A 14,121-nucleotide genomic window follows, 5' to 3' on the forward strand; every position below is an offset into this window, starting at 1 on the left:
TTGCCCGTGTACTGGATGTACTCGGGCAACTCCGACAACGCGGCGAGGTGCCGTGCCGGGCGTTCCGGGCCCACGAAGATCGGCCGGACAGGGCCGAGGACCCGCTCGTCCGGGCCGTGCGCCTACGCCGCGCGGATCGCCTCGTCAATGGTCGGGAACGCGAAGGTGAAGCCCGACTCCAACAGACGTGCCGGGAGCACCCGTTGGCTGCCCAGCACATCCTGCGACAGCTCGCCGAGCACCGCCCGCAGCGCCACTGACGGGACCGGGAACGGCGTCGGCCGGCGCAGTACGCGTCCCATCGCCGCCGTGACCTCACGGTTGGTGACCGGCTGCGGCGCGGTGAGATTCACCGGTCCCTCCAGCGTCTCCGTGTCGATGAGATGGCGCAGTGCCGCGACCTCGTCGTGCAGGGCGATAAAACTCCAGTACTGGTTCCCGCCGCCGAGCCGCCCGCCCAGGCCCGCGCGGAAGATCGGGAACAGCCGTCCCCAGGCGCCGCCCGCGCGGGAGACCACCAGTCCGGTCCTGGCGAGCACCGTCCGTACGCCCGCCTCCTCGGCGGCCCGGGCGGCCTCCTCCCACTCCACACAGAGCGACGGCAGAAAACCGTCTCCCGGCGGTGCGTCCTCGGCGACCGCGCGGTCGCCGGTGTCGCCGTAGAAGCCGATGGCGGAGCCGCACACCAGCACCCGTGGCCGCTCGTCCAGCGTGGCGACGGCCTCCGCGACGGCGGCCGTGCCGAGGACCCGGCTGTCCCGGATCTCCTTGCGGTACGCCTCGGTCCAGCGGCGGTCGGCGATGCCGGCTCCCGCCAGATGGACGACGGCCTCGCAGCCGTGCAGACCGCGCACGTCGACGTACTGCCGCAACGGATCCCACTCCACCTCGTCGCCCGTCCGCGACGGGCGGCGCACCAGGCGTACGACCTGATGGCCGTCGGCGCGCAGGGAGCGTACAAGTGCCGTACCGATGAGCCCGGTGGAGCCGGTGACCGCGATCCTCATGGGCTCCATCCTGCCCCGTGCGGCCCCATGGCACAGTTGGCGCCATGTCCGTACGACGCGCCGTGTCCGCACCACAGATCCGTCCGGCCGCCCTCCAGGACGACGAGGCCCTGGCCGAACTGTCCCGTGTGACCTGGTCACCGATGCACGCCGTGACACCGGAACCGCGGCCTCCCTTCACTCCTTTCTTCGACTCCGGACATCTGCCCGAGGACTATCTCGTCGCCGAGGTCGGGATCGAGGGCGCGGAGGACCGGATCGCCGGATACATCCGGGTGGCGCGGCCCACGCAGCTCGCCACTCACGTGCATGTACGGCAGATACAGGGCCTCGCGGTGTACGAGTGGGCGCGCGGCCGTGGTGTGGCGCGCGCCCTGCTGCGCGCGGCGGCGCTGCACGCGCGCAACCAGGGCGCACGGCGGCTCACGCTGCGGGTACTGGGACACAACACCGCGGCGCGGAGCCTGTACGAGTCGGAGGGCTATGCCGTCGAGGGAATACTGCCGGGCGAGTTCTACCGGGACGGGCAGTACATCGACGATGTGTTCATGGCGCTCTTGCTGACGGAGCAGACGGAGTAGCCGCCGATGGAGCAGACGGACGCCCTGACAGAGCGGACCGTCACCGGAGCGGACCGCCGCCGGTCTACCGGCCCGTCCGGCCGGTCCGGCCTTCCTGCTCCTCCCGCTCCTCCTGCACTTCTTCCACTTCCTCCACGTCCTCTACTTCCTCCACGTCTTCTGCTTCTGCCTCCCTCGGCTCCTGGCCCGGCCGCTCCCCGAAGCGCTCCCAGAGCCGTGGGAACCGCTCCGCCAGCGCCGTGTCGTCCTCGAAGTCCAGCGGTGTGCCCTGCGGCTCCGCGGTCTGCGGCGGGATCCCCAGATCGGGCGCCACCACTCCGGTGAGCTGTTCGTACGCCTCGTCCGCCGCGTAGCCCAGCTCCTCGCCGTCGCCGTCGAGGTCCTCGTCGAACTCGTCCAGGAGCTCCGCGAGGCTGTCGGGCTCGTGCACCGCGCCCTCGAAGATCTCGCGGCCCTGACCGATGAGCCAGCAGCGGAAGTAGTCGAAGGCGTCGTCGCTGGCGCCGTCCAGCAGCACGGCGGCGGCGCCCCACAGATCCCAGTGGTAGGCGCGGTTGTAGCGGGACTCGAAGTGGCGCGCGAAGTCGAGCACGGAGTCGGGATCGAGCGTCAGCAGCCGCTCGACCAGCAGATCCGCGTGGTCCTCCGGGTCTCCCTCGGCGGCCTCGCGGGTGCTGTCGATGATCTCCCAGAACTCCGTCTCGTCCATCACGGGTCAAGCATCGTGCTTGGCGGAGGGCCGCGCACGCGGAGCCGCCCAAATCACCGGCGTTTCTTGAGAACCCGGCTCATCGGCGGATCTGGGAACGCAGCTCATCAGCTCATCAGCGGATCGAGGAGCCCGGCTCGTCGGCCAGGGGCAGCGGTCGCGCGACCTGGTCCCAGCGCGACTCGAACCAGCGCACGACCTGCTCGAACCGGGCCCGCTCCAGCGCGCTCGTCCCTTCCGCGGTCAGCGAGGACGCGAACAGATCGTCGCTGCGCAGTTCCAGGACGTCGAGCGAGGCGCCGTCCGGATTGTTCTGCATCTGGCCGCGCTCCAGCGAGTAGTAGCCGGTCAGCATCTCCGTACCGTTGATCAGATAACGCTTCTCGCCCGGGATCGTCGGCAGCCCGCGGATGGCCACCGAGACCTGCTCGACCAGCCCGCGTTCCGCCAGCAGAGTCAGCGAGTGCTCCAGCGCGCCGGCGTAGGTACGGATCACATGCCGCAGCCGGAGCAGCGGCCTGCGGTCGGCCGGATCGTCGACATGGCGCGGATAGGGATGATCGGTCACCAGGTCCGGCAGGAGTACTCGTACGGTGATCGACTCCGGCGCGCGTCGGCGGCCCTCCCTGATGGCCTCGACCTCGTTCTGCACCGCCTTGCTGAGCTGCTCCGTGGTCAGTGACCAGACATCGAGAGTGACATGCCGGGCGGCGAAGGCACGGGTGATGTGGTGGGCCAATGGCTGGAGGTTGGTCGTCCGATTGGCAACGCGGGCGGCCCGGCCGGGCGCGCCCTCCTCCAGGAGTCCCTCGTCGCGCAGCATCTGCTGGGCGCTCTGGATGGTGCCGCGGCCCACGCCGTAGCGCCGCTGGAGCTGATGCTGCTTGGGCAGAGTCTGGCCCGCGGGCAGCCGGCCCTCCAGGATCTGGTTGCGCAGATCGTCCGCGATGGAGCGGTACTGGGGGAGATCGTCGCCTCCTCCCCGCTCGGTGGGCATCACAAGGCCGAGGCTACAACTCCCGTTCAGCGGACGACAGATACCTGCAACTGCCGGTCAACTCACTGCGCTGGCCTGTGAAGTGACCGGTCGGCCGGGCAGGCCGGCCGTGCTGCCCGTCAATGGCCGCCATTACCGATGGGTATGAGGAGGAGAACCGATACCCGACCATTGGCCTTCTCTCCGCAGCATTTCTTTGCCAACGGGGTGCCAACCGCAGGGTGTCCCGTTCACGCACGCAGAAGCGGAATCGGAGGAGATGCCATGGGGGCACTGACACGTATGGAATGGCTGGTGGAACTGCTCGGCCCGGGAGCCCAGTTGGCGGCGGTCCTGGGACACCGGGGGACGCTGGGAGTGCTGGTCTGCGCCCTGCTGATCCGGGCGGCCCGCGCCGACGAGGCGCTGACCGTCAATCTGCTCTGCGCGGCCTCGGTGCTGCTGATCCTGCTGCTCGTCGCCTCAGGCTGAGCGCACGCGGCACAGGCGCGACGGCCGCCGTCCGTCAGGAGCCTTGCCGGGAGCTCCGTCAGGAGTCCCGTCACGAGTCCCAGGGCACGGCGATCGTGTTCCACAGCGAGTCGAACCACTGCTGGGTCTGGTCCACATAGGCCGCGGTGACATGGTCGTCGCCGACCGCCGTGTGCCGGAAGAGCATGCCCTCCACACCGAGCATGTCGTAGATCTCGATCGGGTCGTCCCGGTCGAGGTCCACCCGGCGTGACTGGACCTGGTAATGGCCGACGAGCACCTCCTCGCCGTTGAGGATGTAGACCTTCTGCGTCGGGCTGATCGAGACCTTCCTCGCCTCGACGGAGACCTCGGGCACCAGGCCGCGGACCTTGAGCATCCGCAGCGAGTGGCGCAGCGAGCCGTAGATATGGCCGGTGGTCTCGCGGAGCCGCTCGCGCGGCCGGGTGTTCGCGGGCTCTCCGACGACCTGGGGGAGCGCCAGCGGATCGTCGGCGTTCGGCAGCAGGATCCGTACGGTGATCCGCTCCGGGTTCCGTACGCCCGCGGTGCCGAGCGTGACGAGCGGGCCCGCGAGCGCGGAGGCCAAGGTCTCGCCGTTGAGGCAGTACGCGTCGATGGTCACCTGGCGGCGCCGGAAGCACTGGGCGACGCGCTCACCGAGGAACACTCCGGCCGGCCGCGGCGGATGGCGCCGTGGCTCTGGTACGTCGCTCCCGGCGGGCCCGTGCTGCACGTCGGACGGACGGGACCCGGGCGCGGGATCGGCGGGCGCGGCGACGGGAGTGGTCCTGGCGACCGTCGCCGGTGTGCCCTGCTGGGCACGTTTGATCAGGCCTTCGTGTTCCAGGATCTCCAGGGCCCGGCGGACGGCGCCGCGCGGGACTCCGTACTGCTCGCTCAGTTCGGCCTGTGTGGGGATCCGCTCGCCGACGCGCAGCTCTCCCTCGGAGATGTGATGGCGCAGCGCGTCCGCGACCACATCCCGTGGACGCTGTTGTCCGTCGGTCAAGGCGCTGTCTCCAGACACAGCCGAACTCTACAACAGCCTGCCAATGGAGGTGAGTTGCCGGACGCGGACTCCTTGGCTCCGCCAATGCCCGGCCAATGGTGTCCGGCCAATGCCGGCCATGTACGCGCACGACGCGGACCAATGAGGCGCGGACCAATGAGGCATGGACCCATGAGGCGTGGACCGACGCGAGGCCGTCGCTCTCAGCCGTACAGCGCGCGCATCCGTTCCGCCGCCTCCGCGAAGCGGCTTCGCAGGGCGGCCGGTTCCAGGATCTCCGCGTCCGGGCCGAGCGTCAGCAGCTGGGAGAACGCGACCTCCTCCGACTCCACCGGCAGCGTGAGCGTCAACAGCCCGTCGCCGTCCGGCGGTTCCGCGGCCGCGATCGCCTCATGGGCGGCGGCGCGGTCCACGATGTACGGCAGCCTGCGGGCGCCGTCCGCCGAGAGCCGTACGACGATCCGGGCGGCCAGCAGGGAGCGCGCGAACTCCGCCGACTGCTCCTCCCAGAAGGTGGGCAGATCGAAGCACTCATCCCTGACGAAACGTTCCTTCCTGGGCTCCACGGCGGTGAACCGGTCGATCCTGTAGACCCGGACCGTCCCTTCCGTACCGGCGCAGAGATACCAGATCCCGGCCTTGAGCACGAGACCGTACGGCGCCAGCTCCCGCTCCACCTCGGTGTCCCGGCGCCGGTAACGGGCGTCGAGCAGCCGGTCGTCCCACACCGCCTCGGCGATGGCGGGCAGCAGTCCGGGTGTCTGAGGCTCGTGGTACCAGCCGGGCGCGTCGAGATGGAAGCGCTGCGCCGCCGAGTCCGAGGCGTCCCGCAGCGAGGGCAGCAGCGCCGCCGACACCTTCAGCCGGGCCGCCGACGAGATGTCGTCCAGTCCCATCTCCCGCAGCGCGCCCGGCACTCCGGAGAGGAACAGCGCCTCGGCCTCACCGCGCGCGAGACCGGTCAGCCGGGTACGGTAGCCGCCGATCAGCCGGTAACCGCCGCTCCTGCCACGGTCCGCGTAGACCGGCACGCCCGCCTCGGAGAGCGCCTGGGCGTCACGCGTGATGGTCCGCTCGGAGACCTCCAGCTCCCGGGCCAGCTCGGCAGCGGTCATGGACGGTCTGGACTGGAGGAGGAGCACCATCTTGATCAGCCGGGCAGCGCGCATGACTCCATGATGCCGGGCAGTTCGGCCACTCGTGGAAGCGGTTGGCCAATTGGCGTGGCCTGATTCCATGATAAGTGGCGCAAACAGGAGCAGATCCCGTATAGATCACCATGGATCACGCACGGGCGGTGAACTGCTCCGGCCCGGGTGCGAGAGCGAGACGGCAAAGGACCGGAACCTGATGACTGACCACAACGCCGACCTGGTGGCCTTTGTCCGGGCACGCCTCCATGAGGAGGAGCGGATCGCGAGAGAGGCCGGCGGAGAGAGCTGGCGGTGTCCGCCGGAGCTGCCCGGCGAGGTCCACGACCGTACCGGCGGGATCGCCTTCGCCGTGCGGACGCGCGGTTACGACCAGCACATCGCGCGCCAGGACCCGGCGTACACGCTCCGCCGTGTCGAGACCAGCAGGGTGCTGCTGGACGAGTACACGGAGGTGGCGGCGCTCGACATCGACCGTCCGGCGCACGACTTCGCCTCCGGGCGGGCCGTCGGGCTGGGCTTTGTCGTACGGCAGTTGGCCGCGGAGCACGCGGGGCATCCCGACTACCAGGTCAAGTGGCTGCCCCGGTTCGCGCGCTGAGTGCGGGCCTTACGGACGGCGCCCCTCCCGGATCCTGTGAACGGGAGGGGCGTCGCGTCCGGGGTTGTCGGCCGAATGGCCTTCCGGGTCAGAGGCCGTAGCGCTCGCGCGCCTCGACCACCCGCTCCGGCTTGACCTCGCCACGGCGGGCCAGCTGCGCCAGCGCCGCGACCACGATCGACCGGGCGTCGACGCCGAAGTGGCGACGGGCCGCCTCACGGGTGTCGGAGAGACCGAAGCCGTCCGTACCGAGCGAGGTGTAGTCCTGCTCCACCCACTGGCTGATCTGGTCGGGCACCTGCCGCATCCAGTCACTGACGGCCAGCACGGGCCCCGGCGCGCCGGAGAGCGCGCGCGTCACATACGGCACCCGCTCCTCACCGCGCAGCAGCGCCTCGTCGGCCTCCATCGCGTCCCTGCGCAGCTCGCCCCAGGACGTCGCGGACCAGACATCGGCCGTGACTCCCCAGTCGGCGGCGAGCAGCTCCTGCGCCTCCAGGGCCCAGTGGATCGCCGTACCGGACGCCAGCAGCTGGGTACGCGGCGCGTCGGCCGCCGCCGGAGCGCCCTCCCTGAAGCGGTACAGGCCCTTGACGATGCCCTCCTCGACGCCTTCCGGCATCGCGGGCTGCGGCATCGGCTCGTTGTAGACCGTCAGATAGTAGAAGACGTTCTCGGCGTCGGGACCGTACATCCGCCGCAGACCGTCCTTGACGATCACGGCCAGCTCGTACGCGAACGCCGGGTCGTAGTTGAGCGAGGCCGGGTTGGTGGACGCGATCAGATGCGAGTGGCCGTCCGCGTGCTGGAGGCCCTCGCCCGTCAGAGTCGTACGGCCCGCCGTGGCGCCGACGATGAAGCCCTTGCCGAGCTGGTCGGCGAGCTGCCACATCTGGTCGCCCGTACGCTGCCAGCCGAACATCGAGTAGAAGATGTAGAACGGGATCATCGGCTCGCCGTGCGTCGCGTACGACGTCGCCGCGGCGATGAAGTCGGCCATCGAACCGGCCTCGGTGATCCCCTCGTTGAGGATCTGGCCGTCCTTGGCCTCCTTGTAGTACATGATCTGGTCACGGTCGACCGGATCGTACGTCTGGCCCAGCGGCGAGTAGATGCCGGCCGACGGGAACAGCGCCTCCATACCGAACGTACGGGCCTCGTCCGGGACGATGGGAACCCAGCGCTTGCCGGTCTCCTTGTCCCGCATCAGGTCCTTCATCAGCCGGACGAACGCCATGGTGGTCGCCACCGACTGCTTGCCCGAGCCCTTGTAGACCGTCTGGAACGGCTTGTCGGACGGCTCCGGCAGGACGACAGGATGCACGCGCCGGGCCGGTGCGGGACCGCCCAGCTCCGCGCGGCGCTCCTGGAGATAGCGCACCTCGGGCGAACCGGCGCCCGGGTGGCCGTACGGCATCAGGCTCTCGGCCAGCTTCGCGTCCGGGATCGGCAGCTCCAGCAGATCGCGCATGGCGCGGAACTGCTCGCCGGAGAGCTTCTTCATCTGGTGGTTGGCGTTGCGCGACTCGAAGCCCGGGCCGAGCGTGTAGCCCTTCACCGTCTGCGCCAGGATCACGGTCGGAGCGCCCTTGTGCGCCACCGCCGCGCGGTAGGCCGCGTACACCTTGCGGGCCTCGTGGCCGCCGCGCGAGGTGAAGAAGCATTCGGCGATCTTGGCGTCGGGCAGCAGCCGCGCCATCTCGATCAGGGCCGGGTCGACACCGAAGAAGTGCTCACGGATATAGGCGACATCGCGGGTCGCGTACGTCTGGAACTGCGCGTCCGGCACCTGGCGCAGCCGGCGTACCAGCGCGCCCGTGGTGTCCAGCGCGAACAGCTCGTCCCAGGCCGAGCCCCACAGCGACTTGATGACATTCCAGCCGGCGCCGCGGAACTGGGCCTCCAGCTCCTGCACGATCTTGAAGTTGGCGCGGACCGGGCCGTCGAGACGCTGGAGATTGCAGTTGATGACGAAGGTCAGATTGTCGAGCTGCTCACGGGAGGCGAGGGCGAGTGCCGCCGTCGACTCGGGCTCGTCCATCTCGCCGTCGCCGAGGAAGGCCCAGACGTGCGAGGCGGAGGTGTCCTTGATCCCGCGGTTGGCCAGATAGCGGTTGAAGCGCGCCTGGTAGATCGCCGAGAGCGGGCCGAGGCCCATGGAGACGGTGGGGAACTCCCAGAGCCAGGGCAGCCGCCGCGGATGCGGATACGAGGGCAGGCCCTTGCCGCCCGCCTCCTGGCGGAAGTTGTCCAGATCGGCCTCGGTCAGCCGGCCGTCGAGGAAGGCGCGGGCGTAGATACCGGGCGAGGCATGGCCCTGGATGTAGAGCTGGTCGCCCGAGCCGGGAGACTCCTGGGACTCCTTGCCGCGGAAGAAGTGGTTGAAGCCCGTCTCGTAGAGCCAGGCCGCCGAGGCGAAGGTGGCGATATGGCCGCCGACGCCGAGCCGGGCGCCACGGGTGACCATCGCCGCCGCGTTCCAGCGGTTCCAGGCGGTGATCCGGGCCTCCATCGCCTCGTCGCCGTCGTAGGCGGGCTCGGCGGCGGTCGGGATGGTGTTCACATAGTCGGTCTCCAGCAGCGCCGGCACAGGGACCCCGGCCGTTCCCGCGTGCTGGAGAGTACGCCGCATCAGATACGCGGCACGGTGCGGGCCGGCGTGCTCGGTCACGGCGTCGAGCGAGGCCGCCCACTCGGCGGTCTCCTCGGCATCACGGTCCGGGAGCTGGTCCAGCTCGCTCGGGAGTTTGCCTACGGGGTCGGTCATGGTCGCCGCCTTCCGGACAGGAGGGGGGTGGAGAAGTGCCTTGTCTGGCAGGACAGGGCGAGCGGGCTGGGTGCAGCCCGCTCTGACTGTAAGTCGCTGATCGATGATCGATCAAAGGGTTGAAGGGCAAAACTTCTCGACAGGAAGAAATTGGCATTCCGTGCCGTATGAGGGGGCACCGAGTGACGGGTGGCAAATCATGACGGAAGCCGTGAATCGGGCGCGAGCTGTGAATCAGGCGCGCGGCGCACATCCGAGCACATGGTCCTTCACCAGTGTGCCGATCCGCGGATCACGTCGGCGGAACGCCTCGACGAGTTCCTGGTGCTCCTCGGCATACGACTGCTGTACGGTCCCGAGCCAGCGGATCGACAGGGCCGTGAACACCTCGATACCGAGCCCTTCCCAGGTGTGCAGCAGCACGCTGTTCCCGGCCGCCCGCACCAGCTCCCGGTGGAAGGCCACGGTGTGCCGCACCTGCGCCGTACCGTCCGCGTTGCGGTCCGCCTCGTACAGCGCCGTCACATGCGGCTCCAGCGCGGAGCAGTCCACGGCGAGTCGCCCGGCCGCGAGCTCTGCGGCGATCTGCTCCAGGCCCGCCCGTACCGGATAGCTCTCCTCAAGGTCGGCCGCGGTCAGATTCCGTACCCGTACGCCCTTGTTGGGAGCCGACTCGATCAGCCGCAGACTCTCCAGCTCGCGCAGCGCCTCGCGTACCGGTGTCTGGCTGACCTGCAACTCCGTCGCGATCCGCCGCTCCACGATCCGCTCGCCCGGCTTCCAGCGACCGCTGACGATTCCGTCCACGATGTGCTCGCGGATCTGTTCCCGCAGCGAGTGGACGACGGGCTGGGCCATGAAGCGCTCCTCGGTGGCAGCGGTCGATGTGTAGACAATACGGCGGCATGACTCCTACGGCGGCGGCAAGGCCCCGGTAGGGCCCGTACGACGACGCCCCCGCCCGGAGCGAATCCGGGCGGGGGCGGGAATGTCGATGTGATGGCCCGGCTCGCCTCCGGGGCGCTTCATGCCGGTGCCCACGGTCGACCGTGCTCGATTCGTTCGTACCTCACGAACCTCCGCGCGCTCTCCCTTTCGGCACCGGCGCGCCCCTTCGGCTCGCCGGGTACGGGCTGTCCGTGGGCCCTACAGACCGAGCTCGACCTCGAACTCGCCGGCTTCGAGGATCGCCTTGACCGCCGTCAGATAGCGGGCGGCGTCGGCGCCGTCCACCAGACGGTGGTCGTAGGAGAGGGCGACATACGTCATGTCGCGCACCGCGATCGTCTCGCCGAGGTCCGGGTGGTTGATGACCACGGGACGCCGGACGGTGGCGCCGATGCCCAGGATGGCGGCCTGGTTCGGCGGCACGATGATCGTGTCGAACAGCGCACCGCGCGAACCGGTGTTGCTGATGGTGAAGGTCCCGCCGGCCAGATCGTCCGGAGTGATCTTGCTGGCCCGGACGGCCGCCGCCAGCTCCGCGGTCTTCTTGGAGATACCGGCGATGTTCAGATCGCCCGCGCCCTTGATGACCGGAGTCATCAGGCCCTTCTCGGAGTCCACCGCGATACCGATGTTCTCGGTGTCGAAGTAGGTGATCGTGCCCTCGTCGTCGTTGATCCGGGCGTTGATGACCGGGTGGGCCTTCAGCGCCTGGGCCGCCGCCTTGACGAAGAACGGCATCGGGGAGAGCTTGACGCCCTCGCGGGCGGCGAACGACTCCTTCGCCTGGGCCCGCAGCCGCATCAGCTTGGTGATGTCCACCTCGACCACGGAGGTGAGCTGGGCCTGCGTGTGCAGCGCCTTCATCATGTTGTCGCCGATGACCTTGCGCATCCGGGTCATCTTGACGGTCTGGCCGCGCAGCGGCGACGCCTCCAGCTTCGGCGCCCTGGGCGCGGCGGCGGGAGCCGCGGCCGGGACGGCCTTGGCCTCGGCGGCGGCGCGCGCGGCGGCCTTGGCGGCCTCCGCGGCGGCGACGACATCCTGCTTACGGATACGGCCGCCGACGCCGGTGCCCTTGACCGAGGCCAGGTCGACACCGTTCTCGGCGGCGAGCTTGCGGACCAGCGGCGTGACATACGCGCCCTCGTCCTCGGCGGCCGTGGGACTCACGGAGGGCGCGGCCGGAGCGACGGGAGCGGCCGGAGCGGGTGCCACGGGCGCGGGAGCCACCGGGGCCGGAGCCGGGGCCGGAGGAGCGGCGACCGGAGCGGCCTGGACCGGCACGGGCGCCGGTGCCGGTGCCGGTGCCGGAGCAGCCGGTGCGGCGGGAGCGACCGGCGCGGGGGCCGGTACGGGAGCCGGAGCCGGCGCCGGTGCGGCGACCGGAGCGGGCGCGGGCGCGGCGACGGCAGGCGCGGGCGCCGGAGCGGCAGGAGCCGCGGGCGCGGCCGGAGCGTCACCCGGAGCACCGATCACGGCGAGCTTGGCGCCGACCTCGGCGGTCTCGTCCTCGGCGACCACGATCTCCAGCAGCACACCGGAGGCCGGCGCGGGAATCTCGGTGTCCACCTTGTCCGTGGAGACCTCCAGCAGCGGCTCGTCGGCCTCGACCGGCTCGCCGACCTCCTTCAGCCAGCGCGTGACGGTGCCCTCGGTGACGCTCTCGCCGAGCGCGGGCAGCACGACATCGGTGCCGGAGGCGCCACCGGCCGGAGCGGCGGCGGGCACGGGAGCGGGCTGGGCGGCCGGAGCCGGAGCCACGGGAGCCGCGGCCACCGGAGCGGGGACCGGGGCCGGAGCGGGCGCGGGCTGGACGACCGGCTCGGCGGCGGGAGCCGGAGCGGCGGCCGGCGCGCCCGTACCGTCGTCGATGATGGCCAGCTCGGCACCGACCTCCACGGTCTCGTCCTCGGCGACCTTGATGGACGCCAGCACACCGCCGGCCGGGGCCGGGATCTCGGTGTCGACCTTGTCGGTGGAGACCTCCAGCAGCGGCTCGTCGGCCTCGACGCGCTCGCCCTCGGCCTTCAGCCAGCGGGTGACAGTGCCCTCGGTGACGCTCTCGCCGAGCGCCGGCAGGGTTACGGAAACCGCCATGGTTTCAGTTGCTCCTAACGAATGTGCGGTAGTGGTCGTCAGCGCCCGGACTGAATCAGTCGTGGGAGTGGAGAGGCTTGCCGGCCAGGGCGAGATGGGCCTCGCCGAGCGCCTCGTTCTGGGTCGGGTGCGCGTGGATGAGCTGCGCGACCTCGGCAGGCAGAGCCTCCCAGTTGTAGATGAGCTGAGCTTCGCCGACCTGCTCGCCCATACGGTCACCGACCATGTGGACGCCGACCACGGAGCCGTCCTTGACCTGGACGAGCTTGATCTCGCCCGCGGTCTTGAGGATCTTGCTCTTACCGTTGCCCGCGAGGTTGTACTTGAGAGCGACGACCTTGTCCGCGCCGTAGATCTCCTTGGCCCTGGCCTCGGTGATACCGACGGAGGCGACCTCGGGGTGGCAGTACGTCACCCGGGGCACACCGTCGTAGTCGATCGGCACGGTCTTGAGACCGGCCAGCCGCTCGGCCACCAGGATGCCCTCGGCGAAGCCGACATGGGCGAGCTGGAGCGTCGGGACCAGGTCACCGACGGCCGAGATCGTCTCGACGTTCGTCCGCATGTACTCGTCGACGAGGACATAGCCGCGGTCCATCGCGACGCCCTGCTCCTCGTACCCGAGGCCCTGCGAGACCGGACCGCGGCCGATCGCGACGAGCAGCACCTCCGCCTCGAAGGCCTTGCCGTCGGCCAGCGTGACGCGGACGCCGTCCTGCGTGTACTCGGCCTTCTCGAAGAACGTGCCGAGGTTGAACTTGATACCGCGCTTGCGGAACGCGCGCTCCAGAAGCTTCGAGCTGTTCTCGTCCTCGACCGGCACGAGATGCTTCAGACCCTCGACCACGGTCACGTCGGTGCCGAAGGACTTCCACGCCGAGGCGAACTCCACGCCGATCACACCGCCGCCGAGGATGATCGCGGACTGCGGGACGCGGTTCAGCTTCAGCGCGTGGTCGGAGGAGATGATCCGCTCGCCGTCGATCACCAGGCCCGGCAGCGACTTCGGCACGGAGCCGGTCGCGAGGAGCACATGGCGGCCCTGGACCCGCCGGCCGTTGACATCGACGGAGGTCGGCGAGGAGAGCCGGCCCTCACCCTCGACATAGGTGACCTTGCGGGAGGCGACCAGACCCTGAAGGCCCTTGTAGAGGCCCGAGACGACCTCGTCCTTGTACTTGTGCACACCCTCGATGTCGATGCCCTCGAAGGTGGTCCTGACACCGAACTGGTCGGCCTCGCGCGCCTGGTCGGCGATCTCGCCGGCGTGCAGCAGGGCCTTGGTGGGAATGCAGCCGTTGTGCAGGCAGGTACCACCGAGCTTGTTCTTCTCGATCAGGGCCACGTCCAGGCCGAGCTGCGCTCCGCGCAGCGCCGCGGCGTAACCGCCGCTACCGCCGCCGAGGATCACTAGGTCGAAAACGGTGCTGGCGTCGTTCGCCACGTCACGTCCTCCATGCATGTGCGCCGGGCGCGGTCTCCATGACCGGGCGGCGGCTGGTGTTCGGCCGCTTTTCTTCGGCCCTGTGGTGGGGGCCCTGTCCTGCCGAGAACCCATCTTCGCACTTGTTCGGGCAAGGCGGGACGCCGGGCCGTGGTGTGAGATGGGTAACGAGAATCACTGAGCGGTTACCGCCACGTACGCCTTCCGGCCCCGGGTGGAAAACACCCAGGGCCGGTACACGTATTCCAGCGGCCACAAGACGCCCGGGCTGCGCACGGCCGCCGGCGAGTGAGCCGAAGGGCGCGCCGCTGTCGAAAGAGAGGCTGTGCTCGATAT

The 14,121-nt window shown here is 70.0% G+C and carries 11 protein-coding genes and 1 pseudogene; 3 read left to right on the forward strand and 9 right to left on the reverse strand.

The window, feature by feature from the left end; all coding sequences use genetic code 11:
- Positions 1–122 precede the first annotated feature (122 nt).
- Positions 123–1,016 (reverse strand): TIGR01777 family oxidoreductase, encoded by an 894-nt coding sequence (locus ACFV6H_RS12590; RefSeq protein WP_385541072.1) that lies wholly within the window; start codon positions 1,014–1,016, stop codon positions 123–125.
- Between the two features lie 35 nt (positions 1,017–1,051).
- Between ACFV6H_RS12590 and ACFV6H_RS12595 the strand changes: the two genes are divergently transcribed.
- Positions 1,052–1,588 carry a GNAT family N-acetyltransferase gene (locus ACFV6H_RS12595; RefSeq protein WP_385541074.1) on the forward strand — a complete coding sequence of 179 codons (537 nt, stop codon included), beginning with the start codon at positions 1,052–1,054 and terminating at the stop codon, positions 1,586–1,588.
- A 190-nt stretch (positions 1,589–1,778) separates the two neighbouring features.
- On the opposite strand, the pseudogene ACFV6H_RS12600 reads toward ACFV6H_RS12595, so the two are convergent.
- A pseudogene (locus ACFV6H_RS12600) lies at positions 1,779–2,297 on the reverse strand (DUF4240 domain-containing protein); the annotation flags it as partial.
- Positions 2,298–2,412: 115 nt separating this feature from the next.
- A complete protein-coding gene (locus ACFV6H_RS12605; protein WP_385541076.1) occupies positions 2,413–3,294 on the reverse strand; it encodes a winged helix-turn-helix domain-containing protein in 882 nt (293 codons plus the stop codon).
- 264 nt (positions 3,295–3,558) lie between these two features.
- Between ACFV6H_RS12605 and ACFV6H_RS12610 the strand changes: the two genes are divergently transcribed.
- Entirely contained in the window at positions 3,559–3,765 is a 207-nt protein-coding gene (locus tag ACFV6H_RS12610; protein ID WP_093591904.1) for a hypothetical protein, read from the forward strand.
- 70 nt (positions 3,766–3,835) lie between these two features.
- On the opposite strand, the gene ACFV6H_RS12615 is transcribed toward ACFV6H_RS12610, so the two are convergent.
- Together ACFV6H_RS12615 and ACFV6H_RS12620 are read right to left on the reverse strand one after the other, a co-directional pair.
- A complete protein-coding gene (locus tag ACFV6H_RS12615; RefSeq protein WP_385541078.1) occupies positions 3,836–4,777 on the reverse strand; it encodes a winged helix-turn-helix domain-containing protein in 942 nt (313 codons plus the stop codon).
- Between the two features lie 203 nt (positions 4,778–4,980).
- Entirely contained in the window at positions 4,981–5,946 is a 966-nt protein-coding gene (locus ACFV6H_RS12620; protein WP_385541080.1) for a helix-turn-helix transcriptional regulator, read from the reverse strand.
- Between the two features lie 181 nt (positions 5,947–6,127).
- Here ACFV6H_RS12620 and ACFV6H_RS12625 point away from each other — a divergent pair, with 181 nt between their 5' ends.
- Positions 6,128–6,529, forward strand: a complete 402-nt coding sequence (locus ACFV6H_RS12625) for a DUF6221 family protein (RefSeq protein ID WP_384980049.1) — start codon at positions 6,128–6,130, stop codon at positions 6,527–6,529.
- Positions 6,530–6,617: 88 nt separating this feature from the next.
- Here ACFV6H_RS12625 and aceE read toward each other — a convergent pair whose 3' ends face one another.
- The 4 genes from aceE to lpdA form a co-directional block, all read right to left on the reverse strand.
- On the reverse strand, positions 6,618–9,296 hold the full coding sequence (gene aceE, locus ACFV6H_RS12630) for a pyruvate dehydrogenase (acetyl-transferring), homodimeric type (protein WP_385541082.1): 2,679 nt from the start codon (positions 9,294–9,296) through the stop codon (positions 6,618–6,620).
- 234 nt (positions 9,297–9,530) lie between these two features.
- Positions 9,531–10,154 (reverse strand): GntR family transcriptional regulator, encoded by a 624-nt coding sequence (locus tag ACFV6H_RS12635; RefSeq protein ID WP_093591889.1) that lies wholly within the window; start codon positions 10,152–10,154, stop codon positions 9,531–9,533.
- Positions 10,155–10,442: 288 nt separating this feature from the next.
- Positions 10,443–12,341: a 2-oxoglutarate dehydrogenase, E2 component, dihydrolipoamide succinyltransferase gene (gene sucB, locus ACFV6H_RS12640; protein ID WP_385541084.1), complete on the reverse strand. Its 1,899-nt coding sequence runs from the start codon at positions 12,339–12,341 to the stop codon at positions 10,443–10,445.
- 55 nt (positions 12,342–12,396) lie between these two features.
- Positions 12,397–13,785 carry a dihydrolipoyl dehydrogenase gene (lpdA, locus tag ACFV6H_RS12645; protein WP_384980041.1) on the reverse strand — a complete coding sequence of 463 codons (1,389 nt, stop codon included), beginning with the start codon at positions 13,783–13,785 and terminating at the stop codon, positions 12,397–12,399.
- Positions 13,786–14,121: the final 336 nt, after the last annotated feature.

The organism is Streptomyces sp. NPDC059743 (genome assembly GCF_042732975.1).
GTDB lineage: Bacteria > Actinomycetota > Actinomycetes > Streptomycetales > Streptomycetaceae > Streptomyces.